Origin of the sequence: Vibrio sp. SCSIO 43136, from assembly GCF_023716565.1 — a bacterium.
GTDB lineage: Bacteria > Pseudomonadota > Gammaproteobacteria > Enterobacterales > Vibrionaceae > Vibrio.
Genome location: NZ_CP071848.1, coordinates 1,618,435 through 1,641,166, shown reverse-complemented (window position 1 = coordinate 1,641,166; position 22,732 = coordinate 1,618,435). Strand labels below are relative to the sequence as shown.

22 protein-coding genes are annotated in these 22,732 nt (G+C 45.2%); 15 read left to right on the top strand and 7 right to left on the bottom strand.

Annotation, left to right across the window (positions count from 1 at the left end; translation table 11 throughout):
• Nucleotides 1-357: 357 nt before the first annotated feature.
• The 8 genes from J4N39_RS07540 to btuD all read left to right on the top strand — a co-directional run bounded on the left by J4N39_RS07540 (nucleotide 358) and on the right by btuD (nucleotide 6,847).
• Nucleotides 358-969: a flavin reductase family protein gene (locus J4N39_RS07540; RefSeq protein WP_252017663.1), complete on the top strand. Its 612-nt coding sequence runs from the start codon at nucleotides 358-360 to the stop codon at nucleotides 967-969.
• Nucleotides 969-2,015: a nicotinate-nucleotide--dimethylbenzimidazole phosphoribosyltransferase gene (cobT, locus tag J4N39_RS07535; protein ID WP_252017661.1), complete on the top strand. Its 1,047-nt coding sequence runs from the start codon at nucleotides 969-971 to the stop codon at nucleotides 2,013-2,015. Before J4N39_RS07540 ends, cobT begins: the two co-directional genes overlap by 1 nt.
• A complete protein-coding gene (locus tag J4N39_RS07530) occupies nucleotides 2,012-2,788 on the top strand; it encodes an adenosylcobinamide-GDP ribazoletransferase (RefSeq protein WP_252017659.1) in 777 nt (258 codons plus the stop codon). Before cobT ends, J4N39_RS07530 begins: the two co-directional genes overlap by 4 nt.
• Complete coding sequence (gene cobU, locus J4N39_RS07525; RefSeq protein ID WP_252017657.1) at nucleotides 2,785-3,330, top strand: bifunctional adenosylcobinamide kinase/adenosylcobinamide-phosphate guanylyltransferase; 546 nt, start codon at nucleotides 2,785-2,787, stop codon at nucleotides 3,328-3,330. The genes J4N39_RS07530 and cobU overlap by 4 nt, the downstream gene beginning before the upstream one ends.
• A complete protein-coding gene (locus tag J4N39_RS07520; RefSeq protein WP_252017655.1) occupies nucleotides 3,320-3,937 on the top strand; it encodes a histidine phosphatase family protein in 618 nt (205 codons plus the stop codon). Before cobU ends, J4N39_RS07520 begins: the two co-directional genes overlap by 11 nt.
• A gap of 71 nt (nucleotides 3,938-4,008) precedes the next feature.
• Entirely contained in the window at nucleotides 4,009-5,034 is a 1,026-nt protein-coding gene (locus tag J4N39_RS07515) for a succinylglutamate desuccinylase (RefSeq protein WP_252017653.1), read from the top strand.
• An 81-nt stretch (nucleotides 5,035-5,115) separates the two neighbouring features.
• A complete protein-coding gene (btuC, locus tag J4N39_RS07510; RefSeq protein ID WP_252017651.1) occupies nucleotides 5,116-6,111 on the top strand; it encodes a vitamin B12 ABC transporter permease BtuC in 996 nt (331 codons plus the stop codon).
• Entirely contained in the window at nucleotides 6,098-6,847 is a 750-nt protein-coding gene (btuD, locus tag J4N39_RS07505) for a vitamin B12 ABC transporter ATP-binding protein BtuD (RefSeq protein WP_252017648.1), read from the top strand. Before btuC ends, btuD begins: the two co-directional genes overlap by 14 nt.
• Before the next feature lie 88 nt (nucleotides 6,848-6,935).
• On the opposite strand, the gene J4N39_RS07500 is transcribed toward btuD, so the two are convergent.
• The 4 genes from J4N39_RS07500 to J4N39_RS07485 form a co-directional block, all read right to left on the bottom strand.
• The gene (locus J4N39_RS07500) at nucleotides 6,936-8,372 is read right to left on the bottom strand and encodes a glyceraldehyde-3-phosphate dehydrogenase (protein ID WP_252017646.1); all 1,437 of its coding nucleotides are present in this window, start codon (nucleotides 8,370-8,372) and stop codon (nucleotides 6,936-6,938) included.
• Nucleotides 8,373-8,709: 337 nt separating this feature from the next.
• Nucleotides 8,710-8,946, bottom strand: a complete 237-nt coding sequence (locus J4N39_RS07495) for a hypothetical protein (RefSeq protein WP_252017644.1) — start codon at nucleotides 8,944-8,946, stop codon at nucleotides 8,710-8,712.
• Nucleotides 8,918-9,133 carry a hypothetical protein gene (locus J4N39_RS07490; RefSeq protein ID WP_252017642.1) on the bottom strand — a complete coding sequence of 72 codons (216 nt, stop codon included), beginning with the start codon at nucleotides 9,131-9,133 and terminating at the stop codon, nucleotides 8,918-8,920. Before J4N39_RS07490 ends, J4N39_RS07495 begins: the two co-directional genes overlap by 29 nt.
• Before the next feature lie 335 nt (nucleotides 9,134-9,468).
• Nucleotides 9,469-11,028, bottom strand: coding sequence for a DUF3612 domain-containing protein (locus J4N39_RS07485; protein ID WP_252017640.1), 1,560 nt, complete (start codon nucleotides 11,026-11,028; stop codon nucleotides 9,469-9,471).
• Between the two features lie 178 nt (nucleotides 11,029-11,206).
• Between J4N39_RS07485 and J4N39_RS07480 the strand changes: the two genes are divergently transcribed.
• Nucleotides 11,207-13,381, top strand: coding sequence for a malate synthase G (locus tag J4N39_RS07480; RefSeq protein ID WP_252017638.1), 2,175 nt, complete (start codon nucleotides 11,207-11,209; stop codon nucleotides 13,379-13,381).
• Between the two features lie 99 nt (nucleotides 13,382-13,480).
• Nucleotides 13,481-15,079 (top strand): isocitrate lyase, encoded by a 1,599-nt coding sequence (locus J4N39_RS07475; RefSeq protein WP_252017636.1) that lies wholly within the window; start codon nucleotides 13,481-13,483, stop codon nucleotides 15,077-15,079.
• 200 nt (nucleotides 15,080-15,279) lie between these two features.
• Here J4N39_RS07475 and J4N39_RS07470 read toward each other — a convergent pair whose 3' ends face one another.
• Nucleotides 15,280-15,852, bottom strand: a complete 573-nt coding sequence (locus tag J4N39_RS07470; protein ID WP_252017634.1) for a nucleoside triphosphate pyrophosphohydrolase family protein — start codon at nucleotides 15,850-15,852, stop codon at nucleotides 15,280-15,282.
• Between the two features lie 132 nt (nucleotides 15,853-15,984).
• Here J4N39_RS07470 and J4N39_RS07465 point away from each other — a divergent pair, with 132 nt between their 5' ends.
• Entirely contained in the window at nucleotides 15,985-17,136 is a 1,152-nt protein-coding gene (locus J4N39_RS07465; RefSeq protein ID WP_252017632.1) for a sensor domain-containing diguanylate cyclase, read from the top strand.
• Here the strand turns inward: J4N39_RS07465 and J4N39_RS07460 are convergent.
• Both J4N39_RS07460 and J4N39_RS07455 read right to left on the bottom strand, forming a co-directional pair.
• Complete coding sequence (locus tag J4N39_RS07460; protein WP_503061638.1) at nucleotides 17,116-17,658, bottom strand: DUF1415 domain-containing protein; 543 nt, start codon at nucleotides 17,656-17,658, stop codon at nucleotides 17,116-17,118. The genes J4N39_RS07465 and J4N39_RS07460 overlap by 21 nt on opposite strands.
• Before the next feature lie 53 nt (nucleotides 17,659-17,711).
• Nucleotides 17,712-18,926 carry an MFS transporter gene (locus tag J4N39_RS07455; RefSeq protein WP_252017630.1) on the bottom strand — a complete coding sequence of 405 codons (1,215 nt, stop codon included), beginning with the start codon at nucleotides 18,924-18,926 and terminating at the stop codon, nucleotides 17,712-17,714.
• 103 nt (nucleotides 18,927-19,029) lie between these two features.
• On the opposite strand from J4N39_RS07455, the gene J4N39_RS07450 reads away from it, so the two are divergent.
• The 4 genes from J4N39_RS07450 to rlmF all read left to right on the top strand — a co-directional run bounded on the left by J4N39_RS07450 (nucleotide 19,030) and on the right by rlmF (nucleotide 22,681).
• Nucleotides 19,030-19,905: a LysR family transcriptional regulator gene (locus J4N39_RS07450; RefSeq protein WP_252017628.1), complete on the top strand. Its 876-nt coding sequence runs from the start codon at nucleotides 19,030-19,032 to the stop codon at nucleotides 19,903-19,905.
• 160 nt (nucleotides 19,906-20,065) lie between these two features.
• Nucleotides 20,066-20,668, top strand: a complete 603-nt coding sequence (locus J4N39_RS07445; RefSeq protein ID WP_252017625.1) for an Hpt domain-containing protein — start codon at nucleotides 20,066-20,068, stop codon at nucleotides 20,666-20,668.
• Between the two features lie 4 nt (nucleotides 20,669-20,672).
• Nucleotides 20,673-21,518 carry a response regulator gene (locus J4N39_RS07440; protein ID WP_252017623.1) on the top strand — a complete coding sequence of 282 codons (846 nt, stop codon included), beginning with the start codon at nucleotides 20,673-20,675 and terminating at the stop codon, nucleotides 21,516-21,518.
• A 98-nt stretch (nucleotides 21,519-21,616) separates the two neighbouring features.
• Nucleotides 21,617-22,681: a 23S rRNA (adenine(1618)-N(6))-methyltransferase RlmF gene (rlmF, locus tag J4N39_RS07435; RefSeq protein WP_252017621.1), complete on the top strand. Its 1,065-nt coding sequence runs from the start codon at nucleotides 21,617-21,619 to the stop codon at nucleotides 22,679-22,681.
• Nucleotides 22,682-22,732: the final 51 nt, after the last annotated feature.

Genomic DNA, 22,732 nt, shown 5'->3' with positions numbered 1-22,732 from the left:
TGCCCGTGGTAGGTGTCTGTCTTTTCGAAGATTTTTGAGGCTTACGAATAGGTAACATCTTACACTCCTTTCGTAGGTTATTGTTTTAGTTGTTCGCCTTACCGATTCTTAGCGGCTACTAATAGTATAGTACAGCCATCGAGTGCGGGAGAGGCGAATGGTGCTGAGCTGAAAGCGAAATGAGGCTACCGCCAGCGGATGACTATGGAAATTGCAAATATAGTGCCAGCGTTTAAATACTGTTAGTGATATTACTGGTGAGACAAACAGCAACTGGGGAGCTGTTTATCGATCATGCCTAGCAACCGTTTACTTAAGTGGTTAGAATCAAAAGCATTCATTGGCAAGGAGCGAGCTATGAACATTGATCTAACGACACTGAGCAGCACCGAGATCTACCATTTGATGACTCAAACAGTGATCCCACGTCCTGTTGCTTGGGTACTCACTGAAACTTCTCCAAAAAGCTACAACTTAGCGCCTTTTTCTTATTTTGCAGCGGTTTCCAGTCAACCTCCGATGTTGATGTTTTCTGTAGGTAAGAAACCAAGCGGTGAACTTAAAGACACCATCGCGAATCTCAAAAACGGAAGCAAAATGACAATTCATATTGCGAGTACGGATTTGGCGCAGCAGGTGACTGACAGCTCGGCAACGCTAGAGCACAGTGAATCTGAAGTCACTAAGCTTGGACTGGAAACGGTGGATTGGCCAGCCCATGGTTTACCACGTTTATCCGCATGCAATATTGCATTTGGATGCAGCCTACATGAAATCCAATCTTTAGGTGATGTGCCACAGCAACTCGTTTTTGCCAAGATAGAGCAAGTGTTCATTGATGAGTCGGTAATTGAACAAAATCCACAGCGATTGGTTGTTGATGCCGAGCAGGTGGATCCTTTAGCTCGATTAGGTGGAACTCAATATGCTTCACTCTCAGCCCCTTTTTCTATTGCGAGACCGAAATAATGATCAGCGATGATTTACAACAGCAAATCCAAACGAACATTGATACCAAAACTAAACCACCGGGCTCTTTGGGCCAACTAGAAAGCCTTGCTGCTCAACTTGCAAAGGTACAAGCAGCAAGAGAAGGCCATCTTGGCGATACGATCACGCTAAACAAACCACAAGCGATAGTGTTTGCGGGCGACCATGGCATCGCTGAGCAAGGGATAAGTATTGCACCGAGTGCCGTTACTCAACAAATGGTTCTGAACTTCCTTACTGGTGGCGCTGCGATCAACTGCTTTTGCCGCAGTGCGGACATAGACCTAAAGGTTGTCGATTGTGGCATGTTGCAAGCACTGCAAGATAGCGCCGCATTGCCTTTGAGCCATAACTACATTGAACAGCGACTGGGTGATGGTACGGCAGATCTTTCTCAGCAAGCTGCAATGAGTCTATCTCAAGTTGAGAAGGGCTTGGGTTATGGTGCAGAGCTTGTTAAAAATGCCGTAGAAAATGGCAGTCAAATAATGCTATTTGGCGAGATGGGAATAGGTAATACCTCACCATCGGCTGCATTGCTAGCGGCGATCACTGGCAAGCCTGTTGCGCAGTGCATTGGTCGTGGCACAGGCATCAACGACGAGCAGTATGAGAAAAAGCAATCTTTGATTGAGTCTGCATTGGGTCGAATTCAAGACCAACAAGATCCGAAGACATTGCTTGCGGAATTGGGTGGATTTGAAATTGTTCAGATGGTTGGTGCTTTTGTTCAGGCGGGTGAATCAAAGACGGTTGTGATTGTCGATGGTTTCATTGCGACGGTTGCCGCACTAGTGGCAAGCAAACTATCTCCAAGTTGTCGTGAGATAATGGTGTTTGGTCATCGCTCACAAGAGTCTGGGCACAAAATTGCACTAGAAGCACTTAATGCTGATCCTATGCTAGATCTTGGTTTGCGTCTAGGTGAAGGTACAGGCGCTGCACTAGCGTTCCCAATCGTTAAGGCTGCTGCGGCTTTCTATAATGACATGGCGACATTCGCTAGCGCTGGGGTCACGGTGTGAAAACACTGAAATACCAATGGCAACTGTTTTGCTTGGCGCTGAGTTTCTTCTCTAGATTGCCTGTACCAAGTGATACGCCATACTCACCAGAGCGAATGAATCGCTCTGGTCGTTTTTTTGCGTTGGTCGGCTTGTTACTTGGTACTTTGTGCGCTCTGAGTTATTGGGTGTTTGCTGCGATACTGCCGATAACCGTGGCGGTTTTTCTTACCATGGTCATAAGCCTACTCCTAACCGGCGCATTTCATGAAGACGGTCTTGCCGACATGGCAGATGGCATCGGAGGTGGAATGACCTTAGAGCGTCGCCTTGAAATCATGAAAGACAGCCGCCTTGGTACTTATGGTGCAGCGACACTCACGTTAGCTTTGCTGGGTAAGTTCTTGTTGCTGATCGAGCTTGCTCAAGTCACCTCGCTAGTACCTATCTTAATGTCAGGCTATGTTGTCAGTCGAGCGGTGGCTGCAACGCTTATTCGTTCGATGGACTATGTCACTGATGCAGCCAACAGCAAAGCTAAGCCTCTGGCGCAATCTCAGTCCGCATCAGAGCAAGCATTTTTGTATTTGTGTGGTGCGCTGAGCCTATTGTGGCTTCCATTAGAGCTAGCGGTCGGGGTAGCGGCCGCGCTTCTCGTATTACGCAGTTTGTTTAAGCGCTGGTTGAATAGTCGTCTTGGTGGATTCACGGGGGACTGTTTAGGTGCAGGGCAACAGCTCGCTGAATTGGCATTTTATCTGATCTGTCTTGCTTACTTTGGAGCGACTTTATGATTCATCTTGTGCTTGGTGGTGCTCGCAGTGGTAAGTCTTCATATGCTGAGCGAACATTACTTGCTGAGCCTAACTCACAAGGTAAGCTCCACTATATTGCGACGGCGATAGCTTTTGATCAGGAAATGGAGCACCGAATTGAAATGCATCGCCAGCAGCGCGGTGATAAGTGGCACTTATACGAATGCCCGCAGCAGCTTCCCGAGCTGTTGTCGACGTTTAAAGAGGGCGATCATGTGTTGGTTGACTGTTTAACCTTGTGGTTAAACAATGTCATTTATCAACTCGGAGAGAACTGCCCATCAGAGCATATTTCACGCCGAGTTGACGAATTAGTTAACCAGTTAAGACTCTGCGCTGCTGATGTGACGTTAGTTTCTAATGAAGTCGGTTTGGGCATCATCCCGTTGGGGAAAGTGACTCGGGTATTTGTTGATCACGCAGGATGGATGAATCAAAAGCTTGCGGCTGTTGCAGATAAAGTGACATTTGTTGCTGCTGGCTTGCCAATGACAATGAAAGAGAGCTGTGATGCAAATTAAAAGGGTAACTTTGGTTCGTCATCAAAAAGTGATGGGGGATGCGGCGTTAAATGGTCACACTGATGCCAAGGTCGACCAGCACCTTCATAAACAACTGGCGGATGCTATTGCTACTATCTATCCAAATATCGATGAAGTAATGACATCCCCACTTAGCCGCTGTTATGAAACTGCGGCTAATCTTGCTTCTTCACTCGCAGTTCCATGTACCGTAGATACGCAATTTCGCGAAATATCTTTCGGTGATTTTGATGGGGTTGCCTTTCACCAGTTGCAGCAGCAATGGCCTTTGTTAGAAGCCTATTGGGAAGCTCCTGCAAGTAACACTTTACCCAATGGTGAACCACTCATCGATTTTAAACACAGAGTGCAAAATGCATGGCAAGCATTAGTGGATGAGTTAGTAAATTCGGAGCGCCAGCATAGTGTGCTTGTCTGTCATGGAGGCGTAATACGAATGATATTAGCCGATGTGTTGGCGTTAGACGCAACCAATCCGAAACTCTTTTCCAGTCTCGCTATTGAAAATGGCAGCCTGACGGAGCTTGAAATCTATCCAGCGACGCCACCTGTCATAAGAATTCTGAGTGTTGGAACAAAACCCTAGAGATTAGTGGTTAATTAGTATTGATCAATGTTGTAACATTTTGACTTCGCCAGATTAATAAGGATGTAAACATGGCAAGTTCGATGTTCCAAGATTCGTTTCTTCAAACCACGCTCGATGACAAAACACCTACCCAGTTACAGGTCACGACGCCCAATCAAGGTCAGCTTAATTGGTTGAGCCGAGGTGTCGTCGAATTTATTCCTAAGCAGCCATTGGCCGCGAGTAAAGACATCGTGGTATCGAGCGGTATTCATGGAGATGAAACCTTGGGCATCGAAATGGTGGATAGCTTAGTATCTCGCCTTCTTAGTGGTGAGATCGATATTGCTCATCGCTGCTTATTTATCATTGGTCACCCACAAGCCACGCTAAATCATACCCGCTTTCTTGACGAAAACATGAACCGACTCTTTGCCAGTCTTCCTAGTCATCACAACACAGAAACCAAGATTGCCGTTCGTTTGATGGAAGAAGTTGAACGCTTTTTCACTCAAGGTAGTGCTCATAGTCGCTGGCATTTGGACCTTCACAGTGCGATCCGAGAGTCGGCCCATTTTACTTTTGCGGTCAGCCCATATTGTCAGTCACCAGTACGCTCTAAAGCACTCTTTGAATTCCTGGAGCATGCCCAAGTAGAAGCCGTGATGTTGTCTGGCTCTGCCACCAGCACATTCAGTTGGTTTGGGGCAGAGCGCTTTGGTGCTCAAGCGCTGACACTAGAACTAGGAAGAGTTGCGAAACTTGGGGACAATGATCATGGCAAAGTCGCAGCATTTGAGTCGGCATTGGATGCATTGCTCGAAGGCGAGGCTTACTCCACCACACCACAACCTGTGTGTGTCTATCGAGTGACTCGAACCATTACCAAAACCGATGCCAGCTTTAGTTTTACCTTTGCAGACTCTGTTGCCAACTTTACTCGTTTTGATAAGGGGGAGTTATTGGCGATTGATGGTGAGTCGCTGGTTTATGCGCAGCATCAGAATGAGGCAGTGGTTTTTCCTAACTCCAAAGTAGCGCTTAATCAGCGGGCAGCATTAATGGTTGTTGAGAGCAACTACCGCTTCGTCGGTGAGCAATTGGTCATCGACTAAGTCTGGTTGACCTAATTAGCTTTTGCTTTTTTTTAGCAAGCAAGTAAGGTAACAGCACTTTTTTGGACACTACAGAGCATTATGGATTTCAATCGGTTACTTCAACGCAACCAGCAGCGATGGGTGAGATTTTTTTGGTTATTTGGAGCGATAACTTTCGTTGTCACCCTGATCTATCTCGCCGTAGGTGAGGTGATCATCACCCCAAGTAACTGGCAAGAGCCGCTCAATCAAATGTTATTGACCGAACTTAGAATGCCGAGGCTCATCTCTGCTCTCGCAATTGGCGCTGCACTTGCAGTCTCTGGGGCGAGTTTGCAGGTGCTATTGGGCAACCCGCTCGCAGAGCCTGGAGTGCTTGGTATTTCTGGTGGTGCAAGCCTTGCGATGATATTGCTGTTGTTCTTTTTACCGTTTGACCCAACCCCTGCATTATCTATGCTCACTGCGGTATCTGGTTCTCTGGTCTTCACTTTTTTGCTGGTATGGATGGCGCGAAGCATGCGCTTGAGTACACCCCGCTTACTATTGGTTGGCATTGCGATTGGGATATTGACCGGCGCAGCGGTGACTTGGGCGTTCTATTTCAGTGACGATATGAGCATGCGCGCCCTGATGTATTGGTTAATGGGCAGTATTGGTGGTGCAAGTTGGTCGCAGCACACCTTAACCTTATTGATGCTACCTGTTATTGGTTGGCTATGCTTGCAAGGCAAACGTCTTGATAAACTCATGGTTGGTGAGATTCACGCTCGCCAACTAGGTGTTGATGTCAACAAACTGCGTTGGCAATTGATATTGGCTGTTTCTTTGCTGGTGGGCATGTCAGTGGCGTTGGGTGGCATCATCAGTTTTGTTGGCCTTGTGGTTCCTCATCTATTAAGGCTGGCAATTGGCACCGAAAATCGATTTTTGCTGCCACTTTCAGCACTGGTAGGAGCGGGGCTGCTAGTATTGGCGGATCTGGTTGCTCGCACAGCACTTAATTCAGCAGAACTACCCCTTGGCGTTGTGACAACGTCACTAGGTGCGCCGATATTTATTTGGATGTTATTGAAAAATCATGATTTGCGTTAAAGACCTTCAAGTATCGAACCGACTACTGCCACTCTCTTTTTCGCTGAGTAAAGGAGAGATTTTGCATGTCATTGGTCCTAACGGCAGTGGTAAAAGCACCTTACTCAATGCAGTCTCAGGGCTTCTTGATTATCACGGAAGGGTCGAGATCGCTCGGCAAGATATTTCACGCCAGTCGTTGGATGAGCTTTCGAGCCAGCGAGGTTATCTACCTCAGCAAGCAAGACCAGCCTTCTCGATTTCTGTGTTTCATTTTCTCTCGCTTTCGATCCCAACTAACGCTGAGCTCGATGAAGTAGAACGTACACTCAAGCATCTTTGCCAGCGACTTGCTATTGCTGACAAGCTTGATAGGCAAGTGGGACAACTTTCAGGAGGCGAATGGCAACGAGTACGGATAGCGGCGATCTGCTTGCAGATTTGGCCGACACTTAATCCAAATTCGCAACTATTGATTCTGGATGAGCCAGCAGCTCCCTTAGATATTGGTCAAGAGAAGCTGTTGTACGACTTGATAGATGATATCGCCAAACTCGGGCTATCGATAATTATCGCCAATCATGATCTGAATCGAGCGTTGAAGCATGCTGACAAAGCTTTGCTGCTGCAAAAAGGTGTGATGAAAAAGTTTGGTGATAAGCGAGAAGTATTAAGCCCACAACTGCTCAGTGACGTCTATGATACTCACGTTCGCTGTGTCGAACTTGAAGGTAACCCTCACCTTATTTTTGAATAAAAAAAGTCGCCCAAGGGAGGATAGGGCGACACAAATACTTCAATGTTTACTGCATTAATGGCGGCTAGGCTAGCACATCCAAAATTGATTACCCTTGAGGATAAGCTTTGTAGCGAACACCCATCATTTGTTCCATGCAATGGACCACCTGACAGCTGTAGCCAAACTCATTGTCATACCAGATATACAGGACGCAGCGTTTGTCTTGGGCAATAGTTGCGGCTCCATCAACCACACTTGGGTGACGTGACCCAACGATATCGGTCGAGACCACTTCGGTAGATTCGGTATAGTCAATTTGTGCAGATAACTCAGAATCTAACGCCATATTGCGAAGGAATTCATTCAGTTCGTCTTTTTCCGCAACGTTGTGCAAGTTGAGGTTAGCTACTGCCATCGAAACATTAGGTGTAGGTACACGAATAGCGTTACCCGTTAATTTACCTTCTAGTTCAGGTAAAGCCTTGGATACCGCTTTAGCAGCGCCCGTTGAGGTAAGTACCATGTTCAGTGATGCTGAACGCCCACGTCGCTCACCACTATGGAAGTTATCGATTAGGTTTTGATCATTGGTATAGGAGTGAACCGTTTCAATGTGTCCCGAATCAATACCATACTTGTCGTTGACCGCTTTAAGTACTGGGGTAATTGCGTTAGTTGTACAGCTTGCTGCCGAAACGATAATGTCACTTTCTTCAATTACATTTTCATTGACGCCAAAGACTACATTCTTAATCGCCCCTTTTCCTGGTGCGGTCAGGAGTACTTTTGATGCGCCAGCACATTCAAGGTGACGAGAAAGACCATCCGCATCACGCCATACACCGGTGTTATCGACCACTAACGCATTGCTAATTCCATACTGGGTGTAATCCACTTCAGCTGGGCTGTTAGCATAGATAAACTGGATGTAGTTGCCGTTCACGATCAGAGCATCACGCTCTTCATCGATAGTAATACTGCCGTTAAAGTTACCATGCACAGAGTCGCGGCGAAGAAGACTTGCACGCTTTGCAAGGTCACCATCTTTACCACCACGAACCACGACCGCTTTTAGTCGAAGTGGGTAACCCGCACCACTTTTCTCGACGAGAAGGCGTGTTAGTAGTCGACCTATACGACCAAAGCCATAAAGTACGACGTCTTTCACTTGTGGGTCTTGGTTAGATTTCAAAGGCTCATTTAGCGCAGTGGCTAGGTAGTCCTCTAGGCCGTTTTCATCTTCATGGTTTTGCCAGTAGCCACTGGCAAGTTGTCCAATATCAACTCGACACGGTGCTAGCGGCATTTTATTCATCACTTGAAGAATCGGTAAGGTTTTGTCAGTGGTGATTTCATTGCTGACATAACGCTTGGATAGACGGTGCGCTTTGATTATTTCAATTGTAGAAGCATTGATCATCATTCGTCCGAAGAGTGTTACTTCAACACCTTTCTCACGGTATAGCTGACCAAGTAGAGGGGACATGGCTTCGGAATTGGTTTGGCAAGACTGCCAGTCTAGAAGGTATTTTTCTGGACTCATTGGTTTTTTAGACCTTTTCACGTTATTTCGCTTGGAGGTCTGGCTTTTAAGTAAACCAGAGCTCTAGCTGGGTTTATGTAGGGAGTGTTTTGTTGTTTTTATGCTGCAAAAGTGTAATGGCGGAGACGTTTTTCAGCTAGCAAAATTAAGTGCGGAATTTGATGTGCTATAAGTTGGGTAAGTTGCCGAAATATCAGGCACGCCAGGTTAAAATTACAGCCACTTAAGTGATCTTATTTTTCATGAATAAAAATCTACTTTGCGTTTGATATCACAGAGAATGTGTTTTTGTTGTTATTTTTGCGTTAACAAGTGCGGCGCAGATACCGCACAGGTTTTATATTGAAAATATTTGCGACTGATCTCTCAATTTGATGTCATCAGGTTGATACTGGACTCTCGTCACTTCAATTTTGGGTTGTTCAGCGATCACTGAATTACCCGAATTGTGATCTAGCGCAGGTGCGGTAATGATACCAGTAGTTATCGCTGCAACCGCATAGAACATAAATGCACCACGCTTCCTCAGCGCCCTTTTAATTTTTTCAGACTTGCTTGGCTTTAACTTCTTCATATTCACCCTCGATAACGGTTGAGTGAGTACCAAATTGGTGGCTAAAACTCGATTGTTCCATCTGTTTTTTAATTTTCTTGCCCGTTAGGAATGCTGCAAGAGCAAGAAACGGTGTTAATACCAGACCAAGAACTAACGAGAAAAGGCCAACGATAAATGCAACGGCAGTAACAATGATTCGATTCATAGATCCTCTGGGTTTAAATACCAATTGAATTGGCGATGACTTAATACTAAGTGAACGAAAATGAATAAGAGATGAATGTCACATTCAAGTTTGTAACTACTACTTTTGGGGTATTCTGGTGCAGAAAATAAGGGTAATTGCACTAAAGCGAAGCGATGGTGAAAAGGGTGTTTTAGTTGTCTTTCATAAGTCGTTGAAATTACTTATCAATTAAAGTTTTTCATTGTTGGCACAGAGTTGGCATTAGTATAAGTGGATACACTCTCGTATCGGTTATTTCAGAGGCTTTGACGCCTTTTCCAGTCCTCTGGAAAGGCGTCCTTTTTTTGCCTGAATCATTTCAAAACTTCAATGGATTCGATCTTGTCTCTTTCAGGGCGGGCATAACATTGAGGTATACGTGGGCATACGGTACCTCTTGAACAAATTAGCCTCGCTTCGTTATCGATACCTCGCTCAATCCAGTTGATATTAAGTATGCGAGACACTGTCATGAGAAGCTTCTTGATACTATGAGGAATGGTAGCAGTCCCTCCGTTTTTTACACAGGCCTCTTTCAGTTGACCTGCAACTTTCACTGCATCATGCCCTTGTGCATTAATGGCAGGGTTGAGATCAACACCGCTACACAGTACATGTGCATTACCTGCTAAATCTTTGACTTTGACCGATTCACAGCAATAGATATGCGGAACATCGTTTTGCATCAGGATCGAAATCTGCGCAACACTTTGGTTGTAGTCGGCATCGTTGGTCACCATCCTAAATACTGACCAGTGCTGGCAAGGGTCCTCAACCATGCGCATATTTCCCCATGGTAATGGAATACCGTTACCACGATAAACGGCTTTCAATTTACCTGGATTGTAGGCATCAAAATAGTGCCAATGCGGGTAAGGGGAGACAGCAGTCATGCGGCGCATGGCGATGGATTCTGATACGCCCGCTTGTTTACAAACACTGAGCTCATAGCCGTTGCGGTCCAAAAGTTGGCGAAATGGCACCCGAGGACACAGTAGTGCGCCAGCAAAGAAAGAGCACTCAAAATCTCGCCATGCATGAAGGATTTTTGTGGAATCTAATTCGACCGAAGTATTCGGCTGTGCTTCGTCTCGAACTCCATAGCTTGGGTTGGCATCAGCCACCACCATACTTTTCTCCCCGTCACCTTGGTGCAGCACCATATGACCAATGTTAACGGCCAGATCGTATTTGAGGCGAATAGGATCTTTCTTCAACATAGTATTGAGGTGGAGGGTATTAGGTGGCTGGAAATATGAGCGTTTTACTCTCTGACGATCGCCGACAGACTCATCACTGACAGGCTCTGGTGCTTCTCTAAACCACTTTATTTTAAGCCCGACTTCATCACAAATCTCAAACAGATCATCAGGGCTGAGCGGCATTCTTTTTCGACCAACTTCTTCAGCCGCTCGTTCAAGGTCAGGGAAGTGATTAAGGTTATGCTCCTGAAACGCACGGATCAGTAGATGAGCAAATTGCCGACCTGTAGTGCCGGTTTGATTGAGCATCTCTGGAATGGCGATTTGCAAAATATCATTAGAGAAAAGAAAGCTTGGTTCCAGCGCCATGCCTTTAATCCCACCACGGGTTCCCTTCTCAGGAACCATTTCATTTTGTTCATTGGCATCATCCAAAAACCATTGCGCTTTTTTCTGAAAAACGGCGGCAATCACCTCCAACATGTCTTCACTCGGCACTCTTTTACCGCGCTCTATCATCGATAGGTATGAAACTGAAGGCGCATACTCTGGGTCAAGTTTTATACAACGTGCAGAGAGGTCTTCAAGTGTTAAATGGTTACGTTTCCGTAGGTTACGTATCTTAGTACCTAGGAAATGAGACTGTCTAAATAGGCTTTTGCTGTTCTTCATAATTGTAAAATTCACACTGTGTAATTTTCATTGTGAAATTTTAGTAAATTTTTAGTTAAAGTAAATCCATCGAAGCAACAAAATTCGAACAAATGTTTGAATCATGAGCTAACTCACTGAAAAAGTGTGATGAATTGACCAGAGTAATAACTCTAAATAAGAGCAAAAGGAATTGCCCATGAACTTACCAATGACGAAAGAGTGCCAAATTCATCAGGGCTTCTACCAGTTTATTAACGAAGAAGTGCTTCCATTAACATCTGTGTCTCCAGACCAATTTTGGAATGGTTTGATGTCTATGGTTACTGACTTAACGCCAACAAACAATGCGTTACTTCAAACTCGTCATGATATGCAACAGAAGATCGATGAGTTCCACAAATCTCACCGTTCTTTTACCAGCGACCAATACCAAGCCTTCCTAAAAGAGATCGGTTACCTATTGGAAGAAGGTGAAGACTTCACCATCGATACCGATAACGTTGATGATGAAATTGCTCGAATCGCTGGTCCGCAGTTGGTAGTTCCTGTGAAAAATGCTCGCTTTGCGCTTAATGCTGCTAATGCTCGCTGGGGAAGCCTTTACGATGCCCTGTACGGTACCGACGTGATTAGTCAAACCGAAGCAGGCATTCAACCGGGTAAAAAATACAACCCGGCTCGCGGCAAGCGAGTAATCGGTTATGCCAAAGACTTTTTAGACCGAGTATTTCCGCTAAATGAAGGCTCTCACCACGATGTTGAAAGCTACACCGTGTATTTCCACAACTTGTTGGCCTTCTTTCCTGATGGCAGCAAAACGGGCCTTAAAAACCCAGGTCAATTCATTGCCGCAAGCGATATGGATGAAGAGCCAGTATCAATCGTTTTGAAAAATAACGGACTGCACATTGAGCTTGTAATCAACCATGGTGGTGCGATTGGAAAGCATGACTTAGCTGGCCTCGACGATATTTTAGTTGAGTCTGCGATGTCGACCATCATGGACTTTGAAGATTCAATCGCCGCTGTTGACGCTGAAGACAAAGTGGATGCGTACCGCAACTGGTTTGGGCTAGTGACTGGCACACTGGAAGCCAGTTTTAACAAGGGCGGTAAAACACTCACTCGTCGAATGAACGATGATAAGACGTTCACGGGTAAAGATGGCGAAGATGTGACTCTGCATGGCCGTTCACTTTTGATGATCCGTAATGTAGGCCACTTGATGACTAATGACCTAGTGACCTTACCTAATGGTGAAGAAGCACCAGAAGGCATTGTTGATGCGGCGGTAACAGCACTGATTGGAAGCATCGGTTTGACTAACCCAGATGCGTGCCGAGTAAGTAACACACGCACTGGAAGCATCTACATTGTTAAGCCGAAGATGCATGGTCCTGATGAAGTGGCGTTCTCTTGTGAAATTTTTGGCCGAGTTGAGCAAATTTTGGGTCTTGCACCAAACACATTGAAAATCGGCATTATGGATGAGGAGCGACGCACCTCTCTTAACCTCAAAGAGTGTATTCGTCAGGCAAAATCTCGCGTGGTGTTCATCAACACAGGTTTCCTTGACCGCACGGGTGATGAGATCCATACCAGCATGCAAGCGGGTGCATTTTTGCCAAAAGGTGAAATTAAAAACCAACCTTGGATCGGCGCTTACGAGAAAAACAATGTCGCTGTAGGTTTAGCATGTGGATTTGCAGGCCGTGCCCAAATAGGTAAAGGGATGTGGGCGATGCCAGATGAGATGGCTCAGATGATGGAGCAAAAAATTGCTCACCCACAATCTGGTGCGACTACGGCTTGGGTGCCTTCGCCGACAGCGGCAACACTGCATGCGCTCCATTACCACCAAGTGGATGTAACAGAGCAACAAGCACGGTTTGACGAGGACAGAGCTTCGCTTCGCAAGCAGATGTGCAAAATTGCTCTAATGCCGACAGAAATGCAGCTCTCTGAGCAAGACATCGAACGTGAACTGGAGAACAACGTCCAAGGCATCCTTGGCTATGTGGTTCGCTGGATTGAGATGGGTGTTGGGTGTTCAAAAGTGCCAGATATTAATGACACAGGCCTAATGGAAGACCGAGCGACCCTACGTATATCGAGCCAACATATTGCCAACTGGTTAGCACATAAGGTGTGTACACCAAGCCAAGTTGAGTCAATTTTGGCGACCATGGCACAAGTGGTAGATAAGCAAAACGAAGGTTCAGAGGGCTATGTACCAATGACGCCAGAGTTAGAACAAAGCACGGCTTATCAAGCCGCCCGTGCCCTGATTTTTAAAGGTGCAGTACAGCCAAGTGGTTACACCGAGCCGCTATTGCACGAATACCGTAAGCTAGCAAAACAACATAGTTAAGCTACACAACAAAAGTTAAGCAACACCGGAAGCCCAAGAAAAACATCTAAACCCTAATAAGTACAATCTAATAACGTGAACCAAGTGAAGGATATCATTATGGAAAACTACAAAACGGAAACTAACAACCTAGAGCAGTACATCGAACAACAAGGTCAAACTTGGTCTGCGATTAATCCAGAGTTTGTTGCTCGTATGCGCTTACAAAACCGTTTCAGAACGGGTCTTGATATCGCACGTTTTACAGCGAAAATCATGCGTGAAGACATGGAGTCATACGACCAAGACAGCGCAAACTACACTCAATCACTAGGTTGCTGGCACGGTTTTATTGGCCAACAAAAGATGATTTCTGTGAAGAAGCACTTTGATACTACACGTGGTCGTTACCTGTACCTATCTGGTTGGATGGTTGCTGCACTTCGTTCAGAGTTTGGTCCACTGCCTGACCAATCAATGCATGAGAAAACAACCGTTGCAGGTCTTATCGAAGAGCTATACACCTTCCTTAAGCAAGCCGATGCACGCGAATTGAACCATCTATACCGTGACCTAGATGCAGCTCGTGAAAGTGGCGACACTGCCAAGCTAGAAGCAACACAAGATAAGATTGATAACTTCGAAACTCATGTAGTGCCAATCGTTGCAGATATCGATGCAGGTTTTGGTAACGAAGAAGCAACTTACCTACTGGCGAAAAAAATGATTGAAGCTGGTGCATGTTGTATTCAGATTGAAAACCAAGTATCAGATGCGAAACAGTGTGGTCACCAAGACGGTAAAGTTACTGTGCCGCATGAAGATTTCCTAGCAAAAATCAACGCGGTTCGTTACGCATTCCTAGAACTTGGTGTAGAAGATGGTGTTATCGTGGCGCGTACAGATTCACTAGGTGCTGGTCTGACTCAGAAAATCCCAGTGTCTCAAAACCCTGGAGACCTAGCTGAGCAATACAATGCATTCATCGATGGTGAAGAAGTAACATCGCTAGAAGAGCTAAGCAGCGGCGACATGATCATCAAGCAAGGCGACAAAGTAATTAAGCCAACTCGCTTACCAAATGGCCTAATTCGCTTTAAGCCAAATACGGGTGAAGATCGCGTAGTTCTTGACTGTATCACCTCACTACAAAACGGTGCGGACCTGCTTTGGATTGAAACGGAAAAACCACACGTACAGCAAATCGCTGGCATGGTTAACCGCATTCGTGAAGTGATTCCAAATGCGAAGCTGGTTTACAACAACAGCCCATCGTTCAACTGGACGCTAAACTTCCGTCAGCAAGTATTTGATGCATGGAAAGAAGCGGGTAAAGACGTGTCAGCTTACGAGCGTGATGACCTAATGAGCGGCGCTTACGATGATTCAGCACTAGCGCAAGAAGCTGACCAGAAAGTGAAAACTTTCCAAGCGGATGCAGCACGTGAAGCGGGTATCTTCCATCACCTAATCACGTTACCTACTTACCACACTGCGGCGCTTTCAACGGACAACCTAGCGAAAGATTACTTCGGTGAAGAGGGTATGTTGGCATACGTTAAAGGTGTTCAGCGTCAAGAAATCCGTCAGGGTCTAGCATCAGTTAAACACCAAGATATGTCTGGTTCAAACATCGGCGATGACCACAAAGAGTACTTCTCAGGTGACCAAGCGCTTAAAGCGGGCGGTGCTGCGAATACCATGAACCAGTTCTCGTAACCGTTACGAGAGTAAGAATGCGAACAGGGGAGGTAATGCCCCTGTTCTCATAAGAAGGCAATTTTCCCTTAGCCTTATCAACGTCAAGCTAGGACGTTCACTAAGTTGCTCGAGCCAACCGTAAAGGGAGCAATGAAGTATGAAAAAACCAACCGTGTAATGCGGTTGGTTTTTTTATTGTTAACTAGAAATGCGGAGGTTTATACCAGTTTTGCAAGGTCTGCTGGACGGTAGTATACCGACTTAAGCACTTTACCTTGTCGGATCGTTTTCCCTTCGGTCACTACGTCTTTAGCGCACTTAGCAATAATGTAGTCACCTTTAGTGACGGCCATCAGTTCGATATCTTGTTTTGCGTAGTGCTCTTGAGTGTCGGTAAATTCTTGCTCGCTTCGACATACTTTGCTCATGTTGCTTGAATGCACTTCGTCCCAGCAAGGTAGGAAATCAATGTTGCGATTTTTCGCAACGTTAAGCAGCAGGTCAATTAGGTAGCTGATAGCTAGGTTATCTTCTACTTTAGCGTCACCTAGGTGAACCAAACGACCCATCAGGACGTAAACCGAATCAACGATAGCGTCAGCTTGTTCAACTTTTGAGTCTGCTTCTGCCAGTTCAGTTAGCTCTTCAATCGCTAGCGAAGTATGAAGTTGGTCTGCCTTTTCTTCTAGGCTCGCTTTGTCAGCGACTGGAAGATCAAATGTTGAACGGAACTCTGTGATATCACGGTATAGGTGATCGTAAATTTCTTGATTTAGGGCAGATAGTTGCATGTCTATTTTTCCGGTTTTAGTTGGTTTTATTGCCTAAAAGAGACTTATAAAGCTATCAATAAAACAGTGCTTGATTGGCTCAGCAATATGGAACTTTTTTCATTTCATACTAAGCTAATTAAGAGTTAGGTGATGAAAAAGTCACTCAGGCTAGATAGATCATCCATGACGGGGACGGAAATGCAAGCGACAAAGACCAGTGAAAGTGAAAAGGTTATCCGCCGGTTGTACCAGATCACCAACAATTACAACAAAGGTTTCGATGCTCAAATTGCAGAGCTTCTAAAAATGGGGCTTGAACGATTCAACCTAGATATTGCGATTTTATCTCGCATCTCTGATGACCGCTATACAGTGAGAAACTGTGTTGCCCCTCCGGGTGTCGCCTTATCCGTGGGTGATAGCTTTGAGTTTGTGCATACATACTGCCACGTCACTTGTTATATGAATGAACCCTTAGCTGTCGAACACGTTAAGCACAATGAGTTATATAAAGGGCATCCAGCCTATGAAGCGTTCAAGTTAGAGTCCTATGTGGGCATTCCAATCTACTGTGAGGGAGAGTTGTACGGAACACTCAACTTTTCCAGCGCCAAGCCATATCATAGGAGATTCAATCAGATCGATTTGGATGTCTTGCAACTGATGGCTTCTTGGTTAGAAGTGGAGTTGATCCGCAGAGCGCAAGAAGAGCAGTTAAAAGTGCTTAACGAAAAGTTAGAGGTGCTGGCTCTTTATGACTCACTGACTCAGTTACCTAACCGACGAGCACTGTTTGATAGCGTGCCTAAGTCGATAGAAAGCATGTCCTATGAAGGTGGTGTGGGCAGTGTTGCCATGGTCGATATTGATTTCTTCAAGGCGGTTAATGATGACTATGGTCACCAGTTTGGTGATGAGGTGCTTAAGCAGACCGCTGATAAAGTGCTCAACGCTTTAAGAGAAAATGACTATGTAGCTCGCTTTGGAGGCGAAGAGTTTCTTCTTTGGTTACCAAACGCCGATGAAGTCACCACTAAAGCATTGTGTGAACGGGTAATGACCAGTGTTAGCGAGATAAAAGTTGATGGTGAGCCGTTAACAGTGTCAGTTGGTGTTTGCCACTTTAATGTCGATGAAGAAGAGATCACCAACGGCAGTAAAGTATTTGATGTGCTTATCTCACTCGCCGACAAAGCATTGTACCAATCCAAAGATAATGGGCGGAATAGGGCAACCTATACCACCCATAAAGTGATCGATATTCTAGATAACAGCAATCACCTAGAAAAGATACGGGAATAGTTTCTTACGTTCTTCACTACTTAAAGAGGAAACCCGAGCAATATTGGTATCCGGGATCTCTTCTGGATTTGGGTAGTGCTTTAAAACTTTTTCCATGCTTTCTTCTCTGATCAGATGGAACACTGGCACTGGAGAACGGTTGGTCAGGTTTTCCGCATCTTCTGGGTCAGTACCGTAGAAGCAGTAATCAGGATGAAACGTTGCGAGTTGGAAAATACCTTCCCAGTTTTGTTGTCGGATTAAGGCTTCGACCCAATCAATAAACAGGTTATAGTCATCAAAGTCTGCGAGCATTTTGGGTGTTGCCACCAAGGTTGTTTCCAGCGATTGCGCTGAGGTCTGCTCTAACTCTAACAGGCAAGTTAAGATATCTTCTAATAGCTCGGTATCGTTTGTTGCTGCGGACACATGAATTTTAATCTGTTTATTTCTATTGGGCTTTGCAGCGAAAGGGCATAGATTTAGTCCTATCACCACTTCTTCTAACCAGTGCTTTACTTGAGCTTCTACATCTTGTGACATTGGCTGACTTCTTGTTTGTGTAATTTTGAGAAGAAGTATACAGGGTTGTACATCTATCTTAAATCAGGGTTTGTATGAGCCTGCTGCAAAGTATTGGTTGTTAGTTGTTTGAGTTTGAAGATCAAGGCGAATAGAGCTAGGTATAGCACACCAGCACCTGCGCAAACTCCAATCCATCCTTCTTGTTGCCAGCAGTACAATAGCCAAAATCCACCTAAACTTCCGCCGACATAATAATGCACCAGGTAAAGGGCAGTGGCAGTCGCTTTGTGTTGCGGTGCGGTCTTACCTACCCATGCATAAGCGAGGGAGTGTACAAAGAAAGCGCCGCCGCTAATCAATAGTAAGCTTACAATGACACTAATGATGGAATCGATGCTGCCGATCAGCAAACCTAAAAAGCTGATGATGCCACCTAAGATAAGCCCTGAAGTATAGCTGTGTTTGTTGGTCCAATGACCGCTCAGTCGAGAAGTAAAAGTCCCGGATAAGTAACAGAGAAAGATCAGTGAGGCGACACTGACAGGGTAATTAAACGGAGCTTCGATTAAGCGGAATCCAGACACACTGTATAAGTTCACAAACAAGGCAAAGTTGATCCCTCCAATCCACATCGCTGCCATCAGTGTTGGCTGGCGAAATAGGGAAACAAGATTACGATTGTGGTAATACCAACGACCGGCTTGTGGTTGGAACCTAGTTTGCTTAGGCAAGTTAAATAGTACGATCACAGCGCCGATAAAGCTGACGATTGCTAAAATGGTAATTGCTGTTTGCCAATTAAAAAAATCGGTAATGACGCCGCCAAACACTCGGCCTGCAATACCTCCTAAAGAGTTAGCACTGACATAAACACCAACAGCTAAACCAATGGCTTTCGGGGAATACTCTTCTGCGATGTAAGCGACGGCAACCGCAGCAAATCCTCCTAAAGCAATCCCCATCAATCCACGAACTAGTGACAATGTCACTATTGAATCAGCCTGCAATAAGGCCAAACCTACGATAGGGATCAGGAACAAACTGACCATCATGACTGCACGCCTGCCGATTTGCTCCGAGAGGATAGCCCATGGCACCAAAGAGAAGGCTAGAGTAAAAGTGCCCGAGGCTTGAAGCCAATTGACTTGAAGGGCGGATACATTATAGCTCTGTGCGAGTATCGGTAAAATTGGCTGAAAAACATAAAGATTACAAAATATCAGAAACGAACCAAACGCTAAGGTTAAGGTGGTTTTTCGATAGCTCGCCGTATTAGGTTCGATCATTATTCAGACAGCTCGTAATGCGATGCAGGATTAGTTTTCAGATTACGGCTTGTACTAATATATTTGAAATATATTCTTTTAATAATTACTAGATCAAAATGATATGGATAGTCGTTCATTAAGATACTTCGCAGCGGTTGCGGAGCATAAAAACATCACCCATGCGGCCAAAGCCGTTTGTATCGCTCAGCCAGCACTCAGTATTGCGATTAAAAAACTAGAACAAGAACTAGGGGTGACACTTTTCCGTCGCGGAGATCGTCAGGTGCAATTAACACCAGAAGGTGAGGTGTTGCTGCCTTACGCAAAATCGGTACTACAGAAAATTGAGGATGCTCAATTGGCGATGGAGGAGCTTAAGGGGCTTCGTAAGGGAGAGGTGAGGCTCGGAGTTCCAGGTATGATGGGCACATATTACTTCCCAGAAATCTTGATGGGGTTTAAAACCAGTTATCCTCAATTAAACCTGACCATTGTTGAAGCTGGTACGCAGGCTATCAAGAATATGCTACTCAAAGGAGAACTCGATCTAGGGGTTATCATTGACGAAAATGTCCCTGACGAACTTGAAAGCGAGCACTTCTATCGCTCGCAGATGATGGCAGTGGTAGCACCGCAACACCCCCTGGCGGTAGAGCCATCCGTCACCTTTGAGAAGTTCTTCTCTTATGAGCTTGCGATGTTCAAAACTGGCTATTTTCATCGAGAATTTATAGACACTATCAGTCAAACACAGGAATTAGTCCCACGTTTTTCGTTTGAAACAAACTTACTCCCCCTTTTACTTAGGATTGTCAGACAAGAATATGCAATCACTGCATTGCTTGAGTTGGTCGTGAGCCACGAAAGTAACGTTGTTGGGGTCGCATTCGAGCCGCCTAAGTTCTTGAATTTGGCATTAGCATGGCGAAAAGGTGGCTATTTATCCATTGCAGAGCGCACTTTTATTGATTATTTGAAACGCCATTCTGACAATTGATACTGAATATTCAATTGGTTGTGCAAGCTTGATTTCTTTGACTAAAATTATATTTAGAGGTGGTGTTTAACGAATAAGGTGGACGCTTATCGAACAGAGTAATTCAAGTCAGCAAAGTGCTGAGCCTAATAGTTTAGAAAGCGTTGTAGGGCTAGACTATGTGAATGCTATCGCAAGAGTTGGTGACAACATCTCCATATACCATCGGCTCCTTTCCCAGTGGATGGAAGGAGATGAAGATTTTGGCCAGCGGATGCGAGATGCGATGCAAGCTCAAGATTATGATAATGCGATCCTTTATGTTCACTCTTTAAAAGGCAGCAGCGGTAACCTTGGTGCCATGCATATCTCGGAACAGGCAAAGGCCATTGAAATGATGTTGCGGGAGAACCCTGCGCAACCAGTCATTGAAAGATCGCTAGATAACTTGATTGTCACTCTTCATCAGTTTTTTACCGAGCTTCAAACCTTGGTTGTCGTGCCAGAAACAGTGCCCACGACTCGCAATGATGGTGAAGTGCCTAGTGAAGAAGCGAAACCTCACTTACTTCGACTAATTAACTACCTTTCAGACTTCGATACCAGAGCAATTGATCACATCGAGCAGCATTACACCATACTTGATGCTGCCTATGGTGGTGAGCCTTTCCAGCGTTGTTACCGCTTGATTCATGCCTGTGATTTCGCCGCAGCTCAGGAGATATTGGAGCAATTATCTGAGCAAGCACCTTTAGCTTCAGCAAACCAACAAACCAAGAGGTAATTCAATGAACGCCAAGTCTAAAACGATTCTGGTTGTAGATGATACTGCTGAAAACCGTACATTGTTAACCCAGATCTTAAAAGATCAATACCGTGTGCTTGCAGCGGTGAGTGGGTTACAAGCGATTGAACTGTGTGAACGCTTTGTCCCAGATATGGTGCTACTCGATATTGTCATGCCGATGATGGATGGATATGAAGTTTGTCGCCGCTTGCAAAATAATCCCATCACTTCATCGATTCCGGTCGTATTTCTTACCGCTAAAAACCAAATTGAAGATGAGCAGCGTGGGTTCAATGTTGGTGCTGTTGATTACATTCAAAAACCTATCAGCCCACCAATTTTGCTCGCTCGTGTGAATACTCATTTAAAGTTTCGCCAAGCCGTTGAAGATTTGGAAAACCAACGCAACGAGTTAGAGCAGAGAGTGCGTGAGCGTACTAAGGACCAACACCTGTTACAGAGAGCCATCATGGTAGCTATGGCGTCACTGGCGGATGCTCAATACAATAATAGTGCGCAAAAACGTCGGGTAAGAACACAGAAATACGTAAAGTTATTGGCAGAAAATTACTCAACCAGCAGTCACTTATCATCCGTAGTCAGTGGAGAGATCCCCCTTAACTCGCGCTTGATGGTGGTGGCCGAAGTTTATGAATCACTGACCTCAGACAAAGTGAGTGAGCCTCCATTATCTCATGAAAAAGCCGTAGAAATTCTTCTTTCATCCGCAGGCTCTCAGTTTGATCCTGAGGTCATCGAAGCATTTTTGCTGGTGGAGCAGAAGTTGGCGGAAATTGCCAAGGAGAACAACTCGGGAAAAGTTGAGCAGGCGAGTAGGAACATCTAATCGCCTGCACTTTGTTGGTCGAGATGCGGCAGTTACATGCTGATAGTTTTGATGTAATATTGCCGCCCCTATATTGCTCCACAGTGAAATGAGTTTATATGTCTCGTAATCCAACTCGAAATCGACACCAAAAGCCTAACTCTCAAAAAACAACAAAGCCTGTTAAGGTGACTACAGCGAAAGTAAGTGTGGAAACGGTGACGATGAAGGGACTTCACCCCAATAACCCTCACTCAGGCCGTTATGATTTCAGTAAATTAATTAAAGCGCTGCCTGAGCTTACGTCCCATACGGTTAAGACACCCACGGGGGATACCTCTATTAACTTTGGCAACGATGAGTCGGTGAAGTTGCTTAATAAAGCATTGCTTATTGAGCACTATCAGGTTTTAGATTGGGACATACCCAAGGGCTTTCTTTGCCCACCCATTCCAGGCCGAGCAGATTACGTGCACCATATTGCCGAACTACTCTCCCTCACTAATGGTGGAAAACTGCCAAAAGGGGTGAAGGTATCTGGGTTAGATATCGGTACCGGGGCCAATTTGATTTATCCGATTGTCGCTTGTCAGTCTTATGGTTGGCAGATGAAAGGCTCCGATATTGATATTGACTCGCTCAACAATGGTCAACGTATCTTAGCGTCTAACCAAGGTTTGGCGAACAAACTGACCCTTGTACTTCAGGGGGACGCAAACAAAGTGTTCGCCAATGTTTTAGAGGCTGGCGAGTCTGTTGATTTCACCATGTGTAATCCTCCATTCCACAGTTCTCTTGCAGAGGCGATGAAGGGTAGTGAACGCAAGCGCAATAATCTCGCTCAAAATCGTGAAAAACGAGGTAGCCAAACCGCACAAAAAAATCAGTCTCAGCTCAATTTTGGTGGGCAAAAAGCAGAGCTTTGGTGTGAAGGTGGAGAAGAACGTTTTGTTAGAAACATGGCCTTTGAAAGTCAGAAGTATTCCAAACAGTGTTTGTGGTTTACGACCTTGTTGTCTAAAAAGGAAAATGTCCGACAGTTGACTCGAGCTTTGGATAAAGTGAGCGCCAAACAAGTGAAAGTTGTCGAGATGAAGCATGGCCAGAAAATCACTCGCTTTGTCGCTTGGACCTTTCTTGAGCCGAAAGAGCAAAAGCTATGGGCTGAAACGAAATGGCGCTAACTCGGGTCTAGTTACTAGAGCGTGTTGTCTTCGGACGGGTAGCACACTCCA

Coding starts and splice junctions, on each gene's coding strand:
- J4N39_RS07540 (WP_252017663.1), top strand. CDS start 358: ATGAACATTGATCTAACGACACTGAGCAGCACCGAGATCTACCATTTG.
- cobT (WP_252017661.1), top strand. CDS start 969: ATGATCAGCGATGATTTACAACAGCAAATCCAAACGAACATTGATACC.
- cobU (WP_252017657.1), top strand. CDS start 2,785: ATGATTCATCTTGTGCTTGGTGGTGCTCGCAGTGGTAAGTCTTCATAT.
- J4N39_RS07520 (WP_252017655.1), top strand. CDS start 3,320: ATGCAAATTAAAAGGGTAACTTTGGTTCGTCATCAAAAAGTGATGGGG.
- J4N39_RS07515 (WP_252017653.1), top strand. CDS start 4,009: ATGGCAAGTTCGATGTTCCAAGATTCGTTTCTTCAAACCACGCTCGAT.
- btuC (WP_252017651.1), top strand. CDS start 5,116: ATGGATTTCAATCGGTTACTTCAACGCAACCAGCAGCGATGGGTGAGA.
- btuD (WP_252017648.1), top strand. CDS start 6,098: ATGATTTGCGTTAAAGACCTTCAAGTATCGAACCGACTACTGCCACTC.
- J4N39_RS07500 (WP_252017646.1), bottom strand. CDS start 8,372: ATGAGTCCAGAAAAATACCTTCTAGACTGGCAGTCTTGCCAAACCAAT.
- J4N39_RS07495 (WP_252017644.1), bottom strand. CDS start 8,946: ATGAAGAAGTTAAAGCCAAGCAAGTCTGAAAAAATTAAAAGGGCGCTG.
- J4N39_RS07490 (WP_252017642.1), bottom strand. CDS start 9,133: ATGAATCGAATCATTGTTACTGCCGTTGCATTTATCGTTGGCCTTTTC.
- J4N39_RS07485 (WP_252017640.1), bottom strand. CDS start 11,028: ATGAAGAACAGCAAAAGCCTATTTAGACAGTCTCATTTCCTAGGTACT.
- J4N39_RS07480 (WP_252017638.1), top strand. CDS start 11,207: ATGAACTTACCAATGACGAAAGAGTGCCAAATTCATCAGGGCTTCTAC.
- J4N39_RS07475 (WP_252017636.1), top strand. CDS start 13,481: ATGGAAAACTACAAAACGGAAACTAACAACCTAGAGCAGTACATCGAA.
- J4N39_RS07470 (WP_252017634.1), bottom strand. CDS start 15,852: ATGCAACTATCTGCCCTAAATCAAGAAATTTACGATCACCTATACCGT.
- J4N39_RS07465 (WP_252017632.1), top strand. CDS start 15,985: ATGAAAAAGTCACTCAGGCTAGATAGATCATCCATGACGGGGACGGAA.
- J4N39_RS07460 (WP_503061638.1), bottom strand. CDS start 17,658: ATGTCACAAGATGTAGAAGCTCAAGTAAAGCACTGGTTAGAAGAAGTG.
- J4N39_RS07455 (WP_252017630.1), bottom strand. CDS start 18,926: ATGATCGAACCTAATACGGCGAGCTATCGAAAAACCACCTTAACCTTA.
- J4N39_RS07450 (WP_252017628.1), top strand. CDS start 19,030: ATGGATAGTCGTTCATTAAGATACTTCGCAGCGGTTGCGGAGCATAAA.
- J4N39_RS07440 (WP_252017623.1), top strand. CDS start 20,673: ATGAACGCCAAGTCTAAAACGATTCTGGTTGTAGATGATACTGCTGAA.
- rlmF (WP_252017621.1), top strand. CDS start 21,617: ATGTCTCGTAATCCAACTCGAAATCGACACCAAAAGCCTAACTCTCAA.